This window comes from Pseudarthrobacter sp. DSP2-3-2b1 (assembly GCF_049895945.1).
GTDB lineage: Bacteria > Actinomycetota > Actinomycetes > Actinomycetales > Micrococcaceae > Arthrobacter.
The window spans coordinates 118,535-135,373 of sequence record NZ_JAFCTI010000007.1; the positions used below are offsets into that span (position 1 = coordinate 118,535).

Sequence of the window (16,839 nt, forward strand, 5' to 3'; positions counted from 1 at the left end):
CGCCGGGGAGAACTACTACTACGGGGGCCGGACCAAACCTGGAGATCGGGAACACCGAAGTCCTGGCCGGCATGATCAGCTCACTCAGCCCGTGCGACGTCCACCGGATCGAGGCAGCGGACCCCTACCCGGAGGAGTACGAGGAGACAGTTGCGCGCAACGTCCGCGAGAAAAGCGCCGACGCCCGCCCGGCCATGGTTGCCCCGTTGCCTGACATCGGCCAGTACAGCACCGTGCTGCTGGCCAGCGGGATCTGGAGCAGCCGCGCCCCGATGATCATGAGCACCTTCGCCGAACGGTACGATTTCGCCGGCAAGACCATCCACCCCGTCACCACCCACGCCATGAGCGGCCTCGGCAGCACCGAACGGGACTATGCCGCATCCTGCCCCGGTGCTGTGATAGGCCAAAGGACTCGCTGTTCAGGGTGAGGAAGTCCGGAACGCCGGGGCCGACGTCGAATCCTGGCTGCGCGGCACCGGACTCCTCAGGAGCTAGACATGCCGGAATGACCGCACACCCTCTTGACATAGCCCACGGTCAGGGGGCTCTTATCGAGTATCGGCTCGATAAGAGAGGGAGTGGTGGCCATGCCTGCCATCCAAACCAGCCAGGAGAAAGAGTCCCGCCTCCGGACCGGGGCTGCGCTGATGGCGATTGCCGGGCTGGCGTTCGTGGGGTACGCCGCTGTCTTCCTGGTCCTTAATTTCACGGGTGCGTTCCTGGAGCTGGGTATCGGGCCCGATGAAGTGGACAAGGGGAAAGCGGAGGTCGAGGCATTCAGCCCGGAACTGTCCCACTACATCAGCCACCTGCACATTGCGCTCAGCGGCTTCATCGCCGCCACCGGGCTGGGCATTGCAGGCCTGTCCTGGTACGGGGTCCGCCGGGGAGAACGGTGGGCATTCGGCACGGCCGTTACCGTTGCCGTGGTGGCACTCGCAGTGTCCGTCCCAGCGCATTATCCGTGGGGCCTGGCCACACTGGGGCACCTCGGCCCGGTTTACGTGGCGGTGGCCATTTTCCTGGCGGGGGTGGCTGTTGCCTACAGCGCGATGCGGAGCCCGGGGACGAAACACGGCTGACACGCCCGGGACAGACCGTGGCGTCGTGGCGGAGCCCACATCCCGGTGCTAATCTCGGAATTGCCAAAGGCGGGCACCCGGACTCCGGGCAGCTATCTACCAGGCGCTACATCACCTCGCAGCAGACGCTGAAGCCTGGTAACCGTCGCATCTGGTCCTACTGGTACCGCAACGGGATACAGGCTTCCTCGCATAGGGAGCCACCATGAGTACCACCGTCACCGCCGAACAGTATCTGGCCCGGTCCATCCAGCTGGCAACAGCAAACGTTCACAACAGCGGCGGGCCCTTCGGAGCCATGATCGTGACCGCGGATGGCCGCACGTTCGACGGCGTCAACCGCGTCACCGCAGACCACGATCCCACCGCCCACGCCGAGGTCACGGCCATCCGCACTGCCTGCCGCGCATTGGGGACACACGATCTCACCGGGGCGGTCCTTTACACCAGCTGTGAGCCGTGCCCCATGTGCCTGGCCTCCGCGCTGTGGGCCCGCATCGGGCGGGTCGTCTTCGCCGCAGACCGCCATGATGCCGCGTCCGTCGGCTTTGACGACGCCCTCTTCTACGAATACTTCGAGAGCCGGGACAGGGAAGCACTGTTGCCCGTGTCCAAGCTTGAGCTGAACGATCCCCAGGCTCCGGCACCGCTCGAGCCGTTCACCACCTGGAACACCCTGACCACAAGGACCGACTACTAGGGAGCCTGCGTTCCCCTGATCGCCGGCGGGGGTACGACAATCTGGGAATCACCGGATTCGACGGATAAATGCAGTTCCGGAAGAAGGAGCGCCGCCATGCTGGACCTGATACCTTCGCTCAGTTCCTGGCCGCCTGCCGTGGCCGGTCAACCGTTCGCTGTGGCCACGATTGTTGCAGCGAGAGGCTCGGTGCCGCTGCCCGTGGGGGCATCGATGCTGGTAGCCCGGTCAGGAGTGATCCTGGGCAGCCTGTCCGGAGGCTGCGTGGAAGGCGCCGTGGTGACGCTCGCCCAGGAAGCAATGGACGACGGCGGCACCTGCCACGGGACGTTCGGCTACAGCGCCGCTGACGCCTTCGCCGCCGGACTCACCTGCGGCGGTGAGCTGGAGATCCACATCGAGCCCACCGGCGGCGGCGCCGGAATCCAGCTGCGGCATGCCCTGGAGCAGCTCGCGTCCGTCCCCCCGGGTAACCCCGTGGCACTGGTGCGCCGGCTGGATAACGGCGGCAGCGGTGCCGTCGTAATCCTGAACCCGGACACGTTCACCGTGGCCGGATCACCGGAGGCCGTCACGCTGCTGGGGATGGCAGCGGAGCCTGGGCTGGACAGCGGCCGGACGGACCACTCCGGTGTGGCGCTGCTGGAATCCTTCCTCCGTGGCGGCGGGACCGGCCTGCTGTCCCTCGCAACACCGGATACCTGCCCTGCCGGCCTCGGCCCCACGGCGCCAACAGTGACAGGCGAGGCCATCACGCTCCTCGTCGAGAGCAGGCTCGCCCCGCCCCGCATGCTCGTGTTCGGCGCCAACGGCTTCGGCGCTGCCCTCATTCCCGTCGGCAAACTGCTGGGCTACCACGTGACCCTGGTGGATGCCCGGCCCGCCTTTACCGCCCAGGCCCGGTTCGCCGGCGCGGAAGAGGTGGTCACAGACTGGCCGCACCGGTACCTCGGGGCGGAAGCCTCAGCGGCCCGGCTCGACCGGCGCACCGTGGCCTGCGTCCTGAGCCACGATCCCAAGTTCGACCTCCCCCTGCTGGAAACCGCCCTGGCCCTCGATCTTGCCTACGTGGGTGCCATGGGGTCGCGCCGCAGCCACCTCCAGCGGATGGAGGACCTCCTCACCGCGGGGGTGCCGCCGGAGCGGATCGCGCAGCTGCACTCGCCTATAGGCCTGGACCTCGGCGCCGTCACCCCGGCCGAGGTGGCCGTCTCGGTCGCCGCGGAGCTCATCGCATCCCGCAGCCGAAGGCGAACGTGCACGCCACTGCGGGACACCTCCGGTCCGATCCACCAGTCCCTCCCAACTGGGGCCGCTGACCCCGCCGTCATCCAGGAGGAGATCGCATGGACATGAACGCCATCGAGGCGGTGGTCCAAACCACCGATCCTGCCGACTGGCGGGACGGCGACGCCTGGCTGGCAGGCGGCACCGTCCTGTTCTCCTACGGCAGCTACGCCTTCGGTCCCGAACCGTTCAAGCGGCTCCTGGACCTCGGCCGGGCAGGCTGGACACCCGTCGCCGTAACGGACGAAGGTATCGAGCTGGCCGCCACCTGCACCGTGGCTGAGCTGTATGCCCTGCCGGACTCACCGGAGGTGGCCCAGCAGGGCTGGCCCGCCCTGGACCTCATCAACCCATGCTGCGACTCCTTCGTGGCATCGTTCAAGGTCTGGAACATGTCCACCGTGGGCGGGAACGTCTGCAGCGCACTGCCCGCGGGACCCATGACCTCCCTCTGTGCGGGGCTCGACGGCGTGGCCACCATCCTGGGTCCCGGCGGCGCCAGCCGCACCATTCCGGTGGCCAGCCTCGTCACGGGGGACGGAACAACCAGCCTGGCACCCGGCGAGCTGCTGCGCGCCATCCACCTCCCGGCGTCGGCCCTTTCCTCCCGGGTGGCGTTCCGCCGCCTGTCGCTGAGCAATCTGGGACGCTCCGCCGTGCTGCTGATCGGCAGGCTCGACGCCGGGACGTCACTGGTGCTGACCGTCACCGCCGCCACCAAACGGCCCGTGCAGCTGCGCTTCGGGCACCTGCCGGATGACGCCGAGCTCGCCGCGGCGCTGGACAGCGCGGTCCCCGGCGAGCTGTACCACGACGACGTCCATGGGCTTCCTGCCTGGCGCAAGGACATGACGTACCGCCTCGCGGAGGAGATCCGCGCCGAACTCGCGGCACCCGAAGGCACCCCGGACCTCCAGGTGTCCGGCGACTTCTGGCCGCCGCGCCTGGCCCGCAAACCGCTGCAGGAAGGGGCCTGAACATGGCTATCGAGATCAACGGCATTCCGGCGGAAACCGTACCGCGCCCCGGACAGTGCCTGCGGACGTTCCTGCGGGAGCAGGGGAACCTGGGCGTCAAGAAGGGCTGCGACGGTGGCGACTGCGGTGCCTGCACCGTGCACGTGGACGGCACCCCGGTCCACAGCTGCATCTACCCGGCCGTCCGGGCCGAAGGTCATGCCGTGACTACCATTGAGGGACTGGCCGGAACAGCCGGAACAGCCGGCGGGGAACTGCATCCCGTCCAGCAGCAGTTCATGGAGCGCCAGGGCTTCCAGTGCGGCTTCTGCACCGCAGGCATGGTGATGACCGCCGCTACGTTCACCGATGAACAGAAGGAGGACCTGCCGCGCAACCTCAAGGGCAACCTCTGCCGCTGCACCGGCTACGGGGCCATCGCGGACGCCGTCTGCGGGCAGGCAGGGCACCCGGAGCCTGCAGGTCAGGGCTCGGGGATCGCGGGGGAGGGACAACCGGAGCCCAGGCCCGGCGGGATGGGCGACGATGTCCAAGCTCCCGCCAGCCGGGCCGTGGTCACCGGCGCCGCCCGTTACACCCTGGATGTTCCCGCAGACCAGCTGCAGGGACTGCTCCACCTGAAGCTCCTGCGCTCGCCGCACGCCCACGCCCGCATCCTCAGCCTCAACACCGGGGGGGCCCTGAAAGTGCCCGGTGTGGTGGCGGTCTTTACCCACCAGGACGCGCCAACGCAGCTGTTCTCCACTGCCCAGCACGAGCTTTTCACCGACGACCCGGACGATACGCGGGTGCTCGATGACGTGGTGAGGTTCATCGGGCAGCGCGTCGCCGCCGTGGTGGCTGAATCGGTCCAGGCGGCCGAAGCGGGCGTCCGGGCGCTCGCCGTCGAGTACGACATTCTCGACGCGGTGTTCACCCCGGAGGAGGCCGTCCGCCCCGGTGCCCCGCTGGTCCACGGGGAGAAGGACGGCCCTACGGCGCGGATCGCCCGGCCCGGGCAGAACGTGGTTGCAGAACTCCACTCCGAACTGGGCAACGTGGAGGAGGGCTTTGCCGCCGCCAGCTTCATCCACGAACAGACCTATCAGACGCAGCGGGTCCAGCACGTGGCACTGGAAACCCACGCCGCGATCGCCTCCGTGGACAGCGACGGCCGGCTGCAGGTCCGCACCTCCAGCCAGGTCCCGTTCCTGGTCCGCCGCACCCTGTGCCGGGTCTTTGGACTGCCCGAGGCACAGGTCCACGTGGTGGCCGGGCGGGTGGGCGGCGGGTTCGGCGGCAAGCAGGAGGTGCTGACCGAGGACATCGTGGCGCTCGCGGCACTGAAGCTGGGACGGCCCGTCCAGCTCGAACTGACCCGGACCGAGCAGTTCATCGCCACCACCACCCGGCATCCGTTCACCATCAAGCTCAAGGCAGGAGCCAACGCCACCGGCCGGCTGACGGCGCTGAAACTGGATGTCCTGACCAATACCGGCGCGTACGGGAACCACGCGCCGGGCGTGATGTTCCACGGCTGCGGTGAGTCCCTGGGCGTGTACAAATGCGACAACAAGAAGGTGGATGCGCAGGCGGTCTACACGAACACTGTCCCGTCCGGAGCCTTCCGGGGCTACGGGCTGAGCCAGATGATTTTCGCCATCGAGTCGGCGATGGATGAGCTCGCCCTTGGCATCGGGATGGACCCGCTGGAGTTCCGCCGCCGGAACATGGTGCGCGAAGGCGATCACATGCTGTCCACCCATGCCGAGCCGGTGGAGGACGTCCACTACGGCAGCTACGGCCTGGACCAATGCCTGGACCTGGTCCGCGATGCCCTGGACCGTGGCCTGGAACGGGACCGCGCCGCAGGGCTGGACCGGCTTGGACCGGAATGGGTCACCGGGGAAGGCGCCGCGCTGTCGATGATCGACACCGTGCCGCCGCGCGGGCACTTCGCCCATTCGAAGCTCAGGCTCCTGCCGGACGGAACGTACCAGGCCGACGTCGGGACCGCCGAATTCGGCAACGGCACCACCACCGTGCACGCCCAGCTGGCCGCCACCGCACTGTCCACCGACGCCTCACGAGTGGCCATCCGGCAGTCCGATACGGACCTGATCGAGCACGACACCGGAGCGTTCGGCTCCGCCGGCACCGTCGTGGCGGGCAAGGCGACGCTTGCGGCCGCGGAGGAACTCGCGGTCCGGATCCGGGCCTTCGCCGCCGGAATCCGCCAGGTCCAGTCCTCCGGTTGCATCCTCGACGGCGACACTGTGGTGTGCGAGGGAACTCCCGTGCCGCTCGCGGAACTGGCGCACGCGGCCGCGGAAGCCGGCGTCGAACTTGCCGCCGAAGGCCGCTGGGGCGGCACACCCCGCTCCGTGGCGTTCAACGTCCAGGGCTTCCGCGTCGCCGTGAACCGCGGGACGGGGGAGCTGCGGATCCTGCAGAGCGTACAGGCCGCCGACGCCGGCGTGGTGGTCAATCCCCGGCAGTGCCGCGGCCAGATCGAGGGCGGGATCGCGCAGGCGCTGGGCGCCGCGCTGTACGAGGAAGTGGTGGTGGACGACGCCGGCCGGGTCACCACGGACATCTTGCGGCAGTACCACATCCCCACCTTCGCGGACGTGCCGCGGAGCGAGGTGTACTTCGCCGACACCAACGACAAGCTGGGCCCGCTGGGTGCGAAATCGATGAGCGAAAGCCCGTTCAACCCGGTGGCACCTGCCCTGGCCAACGCCATCCGAAATGCCACCGGCGTGCGGTTCGCCTCGCTGCCCATCTCGCGGGACAGGATCTACCTTGGCCTGAAAGCTGCCGCCGTGGTTACCGGCAGCTGAGGGGTGAAACGCCTATAGTCGTGGGATGGAACAGCGCAAATTGGGCAAGACCGGCCGGAACGTCTCGATCGTGGGGCTTGGCACCTGGCAGCTCGGCGCTGACTGGGGCAACGTGGACCAGGCACAGGCGCAGGCCATCCTCGCCGCCTCCGTGGAGGCCGGCGTCACGCTTTTCGATACCGCGGACGTTTACGGAGACGGCAAGAGCGAACAGGCCATCGGCAGGTTCCTCGCGGACAACCCCGGATTGGACATCACGGTGGCCACCAAGATGGGCCGCCGCATGGACCAGGTGCCGGAGAACTACACCCTGGCCAACTTCCGCCAGTGGGTGGACCGGTCCCGTAAGAACCTGGGCACGGACAGCCTGGACCTCGTCCAGCTGCACTGCCCGCCCACCGCGGTGTACAGCAACAACGAGGTTTACGACGCGCTGGACACTCTGGTTTCCGAAGGGTCCATCCGCAGCTACGGCGTCAGTGTGGAACGCACGGACGAAGCCCTCGAGGCGATCCGGCACGAAGGCACCGCGTCCGTCCAGATCATCCTGAACGCCTTCCGCCTCAAGCCGCTGGACGAGGTCCTGCCCGCGGCGAAAGCTGCCGGCGTGGGCATCATTGCCCGGGTGCCGCTTGCCTCGGGCCTGCTCTCGGGCAAGTACACCAAGGACACGGCCTTCGCCGAGAATGACCACCGCAACTACAACCGCACGGGCGGATCATTCGACGTCGGCGAGACCTTCTCCGGCGTGGACTACGAACTGGGGCTCAAAGCCGTCTCGGAGTTCGAACAGCTGGTTCCTGACGGTGTAGGGACGGCCCAGGCGGCCATCGCCTGGATCGCAGCACAGGACGGCGTCACCACCGTGATCCCTGGTGCGCGCAACGTGGACCAGGCCATCGCCAACGCCGCCGCGGCTGATGTTTCCCTCAACGGCGAATTCGACGAGGGTGTGCGCTGGATCTACGATCACTACTTCCGCGAGGCCATCCACCCGCGCTGGTAGGCAGCTTTCCTGCCTGATCGGGGGATGAATGACTGAATCCTCGGTCAACGCCTTCGTGGAGCGGCTCGCGGCTGCGCCCTCAGCACCGGGACGCACGAACTTCTTCGAACGCACCGCCCCGGAAAATGCCGTGCGCCGCCGGAACCTGGAGATCTACCTGCAGGAGATGCTGGGCCGCTCGCCAAAGGTGCTGCTCCTGGGTGAAGCCCCGGGTTTCAGGGGCATGAGGATCACCGGGGTCCCCTTCACCAACCGCACCATGTTCGCTGGGCCTGCCAACGGTCTTGGCTTGTTCGGACCTGGAAAAGGTTATGAGCTTCCGGCGGAAGCGGTGGGCGTGGCGGCCGAGCCGACAGCAACCGTGATGTGGGAGGTTCTGACGGAGCTGCAGTTCCTTCCGTTGCTGTGGAGCGCCTGCCCGTGGCACACGCATGTGCCGGGGCGGCCCCGGTCCAACCGCACGCCGACGGCTGTGGAAGCCGGCCTGGGAACAACTTTTTGGCAGGAGCTGACGGAGCTGTTTGGCATTGGCACCATTGTGGCCGTTGGCAATATTGCACATCGCAACCTGGTTCGAAACGGGCTGGACGTTCCGAAGGTCAGGCATCCGGCCCACGGCGGGCGTTCCCGCTTCAAGCAGGGGCTTGAGGAACTCCTCCTGAGCGGGATGGGCGGCGACTAACCCAGCAGGCGGAGCTGCTCCGGAGTGTCGATGTCCTCGCCCGTTGACTCGTCACTGCAGTCCACCTCGTCCACCAGTTCCGGGTGCGCACGCAGGAAGCCGCGTGCGCCGGCGTCGCCCGTCACCGTGCCAGCCACGGCGGCCCGGAGTCCGACGTCGATGAGCAGCGGATGCCCGCGGCGGACGGTTCCGTCCGCACGTCTTTCCGCGTCACCGCCGCTGTAGGCGGCTGCGGTGATCCGGCCCGACCGGTGGGCTGCCAGCAGGCGTCCCACCGTCCGGGAGGTGACACCGGGCTGGTCCACGAGGGCAATCAGCAGGTGGTTCTCCGGTTCGGCGGTGGCGTTGCCCAGCAGAAACGAGCTGCCCATTCCGGATGGCCAGTCCTCATTCGCCACCGTCAGGTAGCTGTCCAGTCTGGCGAGGGAGATGACGTCCTGGGCGCCGGCGCCGAGCACCACCACCACGTCGCGGCAGCCGCCGTCGAGCAGTGCCGCGGCCACTGATTCCACGAGCGGGCGGCCGCGGTAGGGCAGGAGCGCTTTGGGCCCCATCCCCAGCCGCGTCCCGGCGCCGGCCGCCAGGACTACGCCGGTGGTGCGCCCTTCGGGGCGGATGCGCTGGATGGATGCCATGCCTGTATGGTCCCATCACCCGCCGTCCGTGGCGACCCTCGCAACATGGCGAAGCATTTTAGGAATTAGGTAAGGCTAAGCTAATGTTCCACATGTGATTCAGCAAAGGGAACTCTCCGGACTCGAGGCAACCGACCTCGTGCTGCGCTATGGCGAAAGGGACGTGGTCCACGGCGCCGGGCTGCAGCTTGAGCCCGGACGGATTGTTGCCCTCGTAGGGCCGAACGGCAGCGGCAAGTCCACGCTGTTGCGCGCACTGGCCCGGCTGCACGGCGCCTCTTCCGGAACCGTTACCGTCCGGCCTGCCGACGGCGAATCCACCGATGCGCTGATGATGAAGCGCAGCGACTTTGCCCGGCATGTGACATTGCTCTCACAAAGCCGTCCCGTCCCGCATGGGCTCAGTGTCCGCGACGTCGTCGAATTCGGCCGCCATCCGTACCGCGGCCGCTGGCGCTCCGCGGATCCCGAGGGGCCCGCCGCCGTCGAGCGTGCCATGGACCTTACCGGCATCACTGAACTCGCCCACCGCGGTGTCCATGAAGTCTCCGGCGGCCAGCTGCAGCGCGTCTGGCTGGCGAGCTGCCTGGCGCAGGACACGTCCGTGCTTCTGCTCGATGAACCCACCAACCATTTGGACCTCCGCTACAAAGTGGAGATCTTTGACCTGGTTTACGACCTTGCCCGCGTGCACGGCGTGGCGATCGGCGTAGTGCTGCACGATCTCGATGAGGCAGCCGCACTTGCAGACCACGTGGTGGTGCTCTCCGAAGGCCGTATAGCGGCTGCCGGCCCGGCCCACGAGGCGCTCGACGCCGAGCTGCTCACCCGCGTCTATTCCATCCGAATCGTTACCCATACCGACCCGCTCACCGGCAGGCTGCGCACCCGCGCCGTCGGACGGCACAGCGACAGTCACAACCACCAACCCGAAAGGACCACGCGTCCATGAAGATCCACAAGGCCCTGGCCGCCACCGCTGCCCTGGCGCTCCTGCTGACAGGCTGCGGCACCACGGAGGGCCCCGCAAGTTCCGCTTCGAACAGCGCCGGCTCCGGCGAGACAGTCACCGTCACGGACTCCCGCGGCGTCGAAGTGAAGCTCGACGGCCCGGCCAAGCGCGTCGTCGGCACTGAATGGAACGTGGTGGAGAACCTGACCACCTTGGGCGTTCAGCCCGTTGGTGTTGCGGACATCAAGGGCTACAACACCTGGGTCACTGCGGGCAAGCTGGACAGCACCGCCACGGACATTGGTACCCGCGGCGAACCCAGCCTCGACACCATCGCCTCGCTGGATCCTGACCTGATCGTCGCAACTGCCGATCTGGCCGAAGCCGTCATCAAGCAGCTCGAAGACCTGGCCCCGGTCGTCGTGGTGAAGTCGGCCGACGCCAGCCGCCAGATTGACCAGGCCAAGGACAACCTGAAGCTCGTGGCCAAGGCAACCGGCACGGAGGCCAAGGCTGATGAGGCGATCGGCGAATTCGACGCAGCTGTAGCCGCGGGCAAGGAAACCCTGAGCAAGGCCGGGCTGGCCGGGTCTCGTGTGGCTTTCGCCGATGGCTGGGTGGCAGACGGAAAGGTCTCCGTCCGCCCGTTCACCAAGGGATCGCTGCTGACTGACATCAACACCGAGCTCGGCTTGGTCACACCCTGGACCATGGAAGGGGACCCCGCCTACGGGCTGGCCGCCACCGACGTCGAAGGCCTGACGTCCATTGACGCCGACAGCTTCGTCTACATCACCAACAGCGCCGATGGGGACTTCACCGAGGAACTGGCCGGAAACGCGGTATGGAAGTCGCTCCCGTTCGTGGCATCCGGCGAGGTGCACCGGCTCTCGGACGGCATCTGGATGTTTGGCGGCCCGGCCTCGATGACCCAGTACGTCGATGCCATCACCGCGGCCCTGACCAAGTAGCATCACCGCGTCATGACCGAAACTGTGAAGAGGACCGCCCCGGTTCCCCCGCCCGCCCTCGCTGAGCCAACAGCCTTGGTTAGGTCAACGGCAGTGGTGGGGGCGCCCGTTCCGGCACCCAGGGGCGCCCGCGGTCGTCCGCCGGCAGCGCTGGCCGCCGGCGCCGGACTGATCGTCCTGGTCCTTTTCGCACTGATCCACCTCACGCAGGGAACGGCCGACGTCGGCCCTGCGGAGTTGCTGGGCCTGCTCACCGGGAGCGGCTCTGACCAGGAGACCGCAGTACTGGTGGCGTCGCGCGTCCCGCGGCTGATGGCCGGTCTCCTGGTCGGTGTTGCGTTGGGGGTGGCCGGCGCGGCACTGCAGTCGGCCACCCGTAACGTCCTTGCTGCCCCGGACACGCTCGCGGTCAACGCCGGCGCGCACCTGGCGATTGTTGCCGTGGCAGCATTCGGGATAACCCTTCCCGCACTGCTGTCCGGCGGCCTCGCGTTCGCAGGCGGTCTCGCGGCGGCGCTGTTGGTGCTGGCCCTCTCCGGCGGCGGGGGCAACGGCAACGGCGGGCCCATCCGGCTGGTGCTGGCCGGCACCGCGCTTGCTCTGGGTTTGCATTCGGCCACCAGTGCGCTGCTGCTGCTATTCAGCCAGGAAACCACCGGACTGTACGCATGGGGCCAGGGCAGCCTTGCCCAGTCCCGGCCGGACGAACTGCTGCAGTTCACACCGGTGGTCCTGCTTGCCATCGTGGGGTTGCTGCTCCTCGGCCGGCGGCTGGACCTGCTCGGCCTGGGCGATGACGCGTCCCGGCTGGCCGGAGCGGATCCGCGCCTGGCCCGGGTTGCCGCCGTCGTCCTTGCCGTCCTCCTCTCCGCATCAGCGGTGACCGTCGCGGGTCCGATCGGTTTTGTGGGCCTGTGCGCGCCGGCCATCGTGCGCCTCCTGGCGTCCCGCGTCCGTGGACTCGGCCGGCACCGGGCGTTGCTGCCCATCTCCGGCATTGCCGGGGCCGTGGTGGTGATCGGCGCGGACGTGCTGGTCCGTGTGGTTTTCGGCGCACAGGCCGGGGTCGAAGTGCCCACCGGAGCGGTCACCACCGTTTTTGGTGCTGTGTTCCTGGTGGGTCTCGCACTGCGTATGTCCGATTCAGGCCTGAGCGTCGCCGGGGATGCCCTGGCCCGGCTGCGTTCGCGCAGATTCTTCCTGACCGTGCTTATCGTTCTTTTGGTTTTGTTGGCCGGGCTGCTGGCGGCCGGTGCGCTGCTCGGCGACGCAAAACTCCTGCTCGGAGACCTCCTTAACTGGCTCACCGGGCAGTCCGGCAACCGTGTCAGCGCAGTGCTGGGCACCCGTATGCCGCGCGTCGTGGCGGCGGTGCTGGCCGGAGCGGCCCTGGCGATCGCCGGCGCCCTGATCCAGGCGGTGTCCCGGAACTCGCTGGCCGAACCCGGAATCATCGGTGTTTCCGGAGGCGGCGGACTCGCGGCGATCATCGTCATCACCACCGTCCCGATGGCCAGTTCGTGGTTGGTCACCGGCTCGGCCCTGGCAGGGGCGGGGCTTGCCGCGCTGCTGGTCTTCGGGCTGGCGTTCCGCGGCGGGCTGCAGCAGAACCGGCTGGTGCTGATCGGCATCGGGGTGTCCGCCGGCCTGGCGGCGCTGATCACCGTTCTCCTGGTCACCACCGATCCCTATAACCAGACCAAGGCGCTGACCTGGCTGTCCGGCTCCACGTACGGGCGTACCTTCGCATCAACCCTGCCACCGCTGGCGGCGCTGATTATTGCGCTGCCGGTGCTGGCCGGCCTGCGCCGTGACCTTGACCTGATAGCGGTCGACGACGATTCCCCCCGGGTGCTGGGCATCGGCCTGTCCGGGTCGCGGCTCCTCCTGCTCTCCGTCGCCGTGCTGCTGACCGCCGGCGCCGTCTCCTCAGTGGGTGTCATCGCGTTCGTTGGTCTGGTGGCACCGCATGCCGCCCGCAGCCTGGTGGGGGCAAGGCACGTGCGGGTCCTCCCGGTGGCCGCCCTGATCGGGGCCTGCACGGTGGTGTTCGCAGACGTGATCGGCCGGACGGTCATCGCGCCGGCCCAGATACCGGCAGGCATCATGACCGCACTGGTGGGCGCCCCCTACTTCGTATATTTGTTGTGGCGCTCACGCGTGGACCGGCGATAGCATTGCCCGCACACTGACGTCCGTCAACGGCGAGGAGACTGTCATGGGCGAAGCAACGGCGGAACGGGGAGCGGCCGAGCTGATGATCGATCTGATCATCTCCCTTGACGGGTACGCCTCAGCCGAGGGGTGGCCTGGCTGGTGGGGCCTGGAGGGGCCCGAGTACCTGGCGTGGCTGGAGCAGGAGGGGGAGAAGGGCTACACCTTCCTGCTCGGGGCGAATACCTACCGGCTGATGTCCGGCATGTCAGAGGAGGCTGCGGCCGGGGGCTCGGGATATTCGGAGGAGGAAGGTGCCAGCCTGACCGGCCTTGCCGCGTTGCCCAAGGTGGTCTTCTCCTCCACCCTGCCCGGTCCACTGACCTGGCCCAACTCACAGCTGGTCAGCGGGGATGCCGTTGCAGCGGTGGCGGAGTTGAAACGGACTGCCACCGCGCCCTTAAGTACCCTCGGCAGCCTCAGCCTCTGCCGTTCGCTGCTGTCAGCCGGCTTGGTGGACAGGTTCCGGCTGGTGGTCTTCCCTGTCATCACCGGCCGCACCGGGCGGGAACGGATCTACGACGGCTACCCGGACGTTGCGCTGGAGATGGTGGACAGCAGGACGTTCGACGGCCGGCTCCAGCTCCTCGAATACGTCCCCACCGTGCTCAGCGGCCCGCCGGGCAGCGGTCCGGCGTAGCTTCAAGCACCTGGTCGCGGCATGCAGTCGCGGCGTGCAACGGCGCTAAGCCAAACTCTGGCTGCCCAGGCTCCGGTACTTGGCCAGCCGTTGCGGCAGCAGCTCGTCGATCCCTGCGCTGGCCAGGGTTGCCAGCTCGTATTCGATGGCCTGACCCATCCGTTGGCAGAACGCCTTAGGCTCCTGGGACGCGTCCGGGCGTTCATCCACGATGTGCTCAACGAGTCCGTTGGCGTAGAGGGAGGCGACGTTGACGCCTTGCGCCTCGGACATGGCGGGCGCGAAGTCGGTGTTCCGGTGAACGATGGCGCTGGCGCCTTCGGGGGGAAGCGGCGAGAGCCAGGCGTGGTGGGCTGCGATGGTGCGGTCCGCGGGCAGCAGCGCCAGGGCGCCCCCGCCGGCGCCTTGGCCGAGAAGTACCGAGAGTGTGGGGGAGTTCAGGCCGATGAGGTCGTGCAGGGAGCGGGCGATTTCTCCCGCGAGCCCTCCTTCTTCGGCTTCCTTGGACAGGGCTGCGCCGCTGGTGTCGATGACGGTGAGCAACGGCAGTCCCAGTTCCTCGGCCAGGCGCATGCCGCGGCGGGCCTCACGGAGGGAAGCGGGTCCCATCGCAGTCTGCTGCGAGGGCCGGGGCCGGGTGTGGCCGATCACCACGCAGGATTCCTGGCCGAAGCGGGCCAGGGCAAGCTGGAGGCCAGGGTCCTTTTCGCCCTGCCCGGTGCCGTTGAGCGGCAGCACATCCCGGGCGCCGTAGGCGAGCAGCTGCCGCAGGTCCGGGCGCCGCGGATTGCGGGAGATTCCGATCGACTGCCAGGCGCCGGCGTCGGACGGTTTGACCGAAAGGCTCTTCGGCGGCGCGGGCGTCCGGTGCGGCCCGGTGACCAGGATGCTCAGGGCGCGGTCGACGACGTCGGACAGCTGGCCGGGCGGGACCACCGCATCGATCAGGCCCTTGTCGAAGAGGTTCTCGGCGACCTGGACGTTCGCCGGGAACGGTGTGCCGTTTATGGCCTCGTAGACGCGGGGGCCGAGGAACCCGAGCAGGGCGCCGGGTTCGGCGACCGTGATGTGCCCCAGGGATCCCCAGGACGCCATGACTCCGCCCGTGGTGGGGTGCCGGAGATAGACCAGGTAGGGGAGGCCTGCCTGGCGGTGGGCGCGGACCGCCGCACTGATTTTCACCATCGACAGGAAGGCGATGGTGCCTTCCTGCATGCGGGTACCGCCCGACGCCGGCCCGGCTAGGAGGGGCAGTCCCTCCCGGGTGGCCCGTTCGACGGCAGTGACGATCCGTTCGGCCGCCGCCAGCCCGATGGAGCCGGCCAGGAAGCGGAATTCGCTGACAATGACGGCGACGCGGCGGCCGCGGATGTGCCCTTCGCCGGTCAGGACGGATTCGTCCACACCCGTCTTTGCCCGGGCGGCCGCGAGTTCCCCACGGTATTCGGGGCCCGGATCGGGGTCCACCACGGGAGCATCCCAGCTTCGGTACGTTCCCGGATCAAGCACTGCGGTGAGGAGCTCAGCGGCGTCCAAATGCCGCGCCTTCTGCTCTGTCAGCATGGTCAGCGGCCCTCCTTTTCCGGGGCGGGTGCGGCAGAGCCGGTCTCTGTGCTCCCGATTCCTGCCGGCACCAGCCCGAGCCACTGCCGGATCCTTTCCCCGTCCTGGTCCAAAAGCGGCGGTGCGGTGTGCATCTTGAGGGTGGTTTCGGTGGTGTCGGCGTTGCTGAAGAACCGGAGCGGCGGGCCGGGCAGGCTGACGTTGCCCAGGATTTTGTGGTCCACGTCGATCAGGAGCCCTTGGGAGTGGACCTGGTCCCAGGCGTAGACCTCCTCCAGGGTGCGGACTTTTCCGGCCGGGATGCCCGCTTCGTTGAGCTTTTCCAGCAGCGGTTCGGCCTCGAATTCGGCGAAGGCGTGTTCAATGACCTCGATGACTTTGGCCCGGTTGCGGACCCGGTCTGCGTTGGACGCGAACTCGGGCTGCGCGGCGTCGATCCCGAAGGTGGAGGCGAAGGTGCGCCAGAGCTTCTCACTGCCCACACTGATCTGGACGCTGCCCTCCCTGCAGCGGAACAGCCCGTAGGGTGCGATGGAGGGGTGGTGGTTGCCCTGGGCCTGGGGGACCTCCCCGGCCACGGTGGTCCTGGTGCCCTGGAAGGCGTGCACCCCGATGAGAGCCGCGAGCAGTGACGTCCGGACGATCTGGCCCTTCCCGGTCCGCTCGCGCTGGAGCAGGGCCGCGAGGGTTCCGAACGCGCCGTACATACCGGAGAGCAGATCGGCGATGGGGACACCCACGCGCTGCGGGTCATCCGGCCCGGATCCGGTCAGGGACATCAGTCCGGCCTCGCCCTGCAGGATCTGGTCGTAGCCGCTGCGCCGGGATTCGGGGCCGTCGTGGCCGAAGCCGGTGATGGACAGGATGACCAGTGCGGGGTTCAGCTCATGCATTTCCGCGGTGGAGAAGCCGAGCCGGTCCAGGACGCCTGGGCGGAAATTCTCGATCACCACGTCGGCGCGTTCCAGCAGTTCGCGCAAAACTGACCGGCCGTCGTCGCTCTTCAGGTCCAGGGCGATGGATTCCTTGTTGCGGTTGCAGGAAAGGAAGTAGGTGGCCTGCGGGTCATCTTCCGGGCCGACGAACGGCGGACCCCAGCCGCGGGTGTCGTCCCCGGTGCCGGGGTTTTCGACTTTGATGACCCGGGCGCCGAGATCGGCGAGCATCATCCCGGCATGCGGACCGGCCAGGGCGCGGCTCAGGTCCACCACGAGGTAGCCGGACAGCGGGCCTTCAGTCTCGGTTGTTGCTTCGGTGCTCATAGCGGTAGTCCTCTGTTTCACGAGTGTTAGGGCGCGGGCTGAA

At 68.1% G+C, this 16,839-nt stretch carries 15 protein-coding genes; 12 read left to right on the top strand and 3 right to left on the bottom strand.

The window, feature by feature from the left end; genetic code table 11:
- Positions 1-71: 71 nt before the first annotated feature.
- The 8 genes from ACP7AX_RS10750 (at position 72) to ACP7AX_RS10785 (ending at position 8,559) form a co-directional block, all read left to right on the top strand.
- On the top strand, positions 72-431 hold the full coding sequence (locus ACP7AX_RS10750; RefSeq protein WP_426226443.1) for a flavodoxin: 360 nt from the start codon (positions 72-74) through the stop codon (positions 429-431).
- 159 nt (positions 432-590) lie between these two features.
- Positions 591-1,085 (top strand): hypothetical protein, encoded by a 495-nt coding sequence (locus tag ACP7AX_RS10755; RefSeq protein WP_426226444.1) that lies wholly within the window; start codon positions 591-593, stop codon positions 1,083-1,085.
- A gap of 205 nt (positions 1,086-1,290) precedes the next feature.
- Positions 1,291-1,785: a nucleoside deaminase gene (locus ACP7AX_RS10760; RefSeq protein ID WP_426226445.1), complete on the top strand. Its 495-nt coding sequence runs from the start codon at positions 1,291-1,293 to the stop codon at positions 1,783-1,785.
- Between the two features lie 96 nt (positions 1,786-1,881).
- On the top strand, positions 1,882-3,141 hold the full coding sequence (locus ACP7AX_RS10765; RefSeq protein WP_426226446.1) for an XdhC family protein: 1,260 nt from the start codon (positions 1,882-1,884) through the stop codon (positions 3,139-3,141).
- Positions 3,132-4,049, top strand: coding sequence for an FAD binding domain-containing protein (locus ACP7AX_RS10770; protein WP_426226447.1), 918 nt, complete (start codon positions 3,132-3,134; stop codon positions 4,047-4,049). Before ACP7AX_RS10765 ends, ACP7AX_RS10770 begins: the two co-directional genes overlap by 10 nt.
- Before the next feature lie 2 nt (positions 4,050-4,051).
- Positions 4,052-6,871 carry a molybdopterin-dependent oxidoreductase gene (locus tag ACP7AX_RS10775; protein ID WP_426226448.1) on the top strand — a complete coding sequence of 940 codons (2,820 nt, stop codon included), beginning with the start codon at positions 4,052-4,054 and terminating at the stop codon, positions 6,869-6,871.
- A 25-nt stretch (positions 6,872-6,896) separates the two neighbouring features.
- The gene (locus ACP7AX_RS10780) at positions 6,897-7,877 is read left to right on the top strand and encodes an aldo/keto reductase (RefSeq protein ID WP_426226449.1); all 981 of its coding nucleotides are present in this window, start codon (positions 6,897-6,899) and stop codon (positions 7,875-7,877) included.
- A gap of 28 nt (positions 7,878-7,905) precedes the next feature.
- Positions 7,906-8,559, top strand: coding sequence for a uracil-DNA glycosylase (locus ACP7AX_RS10785; RefSeq protein ID WP_426226450.1), 654 nt, complete (start codon positions 7,906-7,908; stop codon positions 8,557-8,559).
- Here ACP7AX_RS10785 and nboR read toward each other — a convergent pair.
- Positions 8,556-9,194 carry a nicotine blue oxidoreductase gene (nboR, locus tag ACP7AX_RS10790; protein ID WP_426226451.1) on the bottom strand — a complete coding sequence of 213 codons (639 nt, stop codon included), beginning with the start codon at positions 9,192-9,194 and terminating at the stop codon, positions 8,556-8,558. The two genes, ACP7AX_RS10785 and nboR, sit on opposite strands and share 4 nt — an antisense overlap.
- 94 nt (positions 9,195-9,288) lie before the next feature.
- Here nboR and ACP7AX_RS10795 point away from each other — a divergent pair, with 94 nt between their 5' ends.
- The 4 genes from ACP7AX_RS10795 to ACP7AX_RS10810 are packed head-to-tail and all read left to right on the top strand — an operon-like array spanning position 9,289 to position 13,971.
- Positions 9,289-10,146 carry an ABC transporter ATP-binding protein gene (locus ACP7AX_RS10795; RefSeq protein ID WP_426226452.1) on the top strand — a complete coding sequence of 286 codons (858 nt, stop codon included), beginning with the start codon at positions 9,289-9,291 and terminating at the stop codon, positions 10,144-10,146.
- On the top strand, positions 10,143-11,117 hold the full coding sequence (locus ACP7AX_RS10800; protein ID WP_426226453.1) for an ABC transporter substrate-binding protein: 975 nt from the start codon (positions 10,143-10,145) through the stop codon (positions 11,115-11,117). Before ACP7AX_RS10795 ends, ACP7AX_RS10800 begins: the two co-directional genes overlap by 4 nt.
- Before the next feature lie 12 nt (positions 11,118-11,129).
- Complete coding sequence (locus ACP7AX_RS10805) at positions 11,130-13,292, top strand: iron ABC transporter permease (RefSeq protein ID WP_426226454.1); 2,163 nt, start codon at positions 11,130-11,132, stop codon at positions 13,290-13,292.
- Positions 13,293-13,335: 43 nt separating this feature from the next.
- Positions 13,336-13,971, top strand: coding sequence for a dihydrofolate reductase family protein (locus tag ACP7AX_RS10810; protein ID WP_426226455.1), 636 nt, complete (start codon positions 13,336-13,338; stop codon positions 13,969-13,971).
- 45 nt (positions 13,972-14,016) lie between these two features.
- Here the strand turns inward: ACP7AX_RS10810 and ACP7AX_RS10815 are convergent, their stop codons facing one another.
- Both ACP7AX_RS10815 and ACP7AX_RS10820 read right to left on the bottom strand, forming a co-directional pair.
- Positions 14,017-15,534, bottom strand: coding sequence for a carboxyl transferase domain-containing protein (locus tag ACP7AX_RS10815; protein WP_426226456.1), 1,518 nt, complete (start codon positions 15,532-15,534; stop codon positions 14,017-14,019).
- A gap of 2 nt (positions 15,535-15,536) precedes the next feature.
- The gene (locus ACP7AX_RS10820; RefSeq protein WP_426226457.1) at positions 15,537-16,796 is read right to left on the bottom strand and encodes a CaiB/BaiF CoA transferase family protein; all 1,260 of its coding nucleotides are present in this window, start codon (positions 16,794-16,796) and stop codon (positions 15,537-15,539) included.
- Positions 16,797-16,839: the final 43 nt, after the last annotated feature.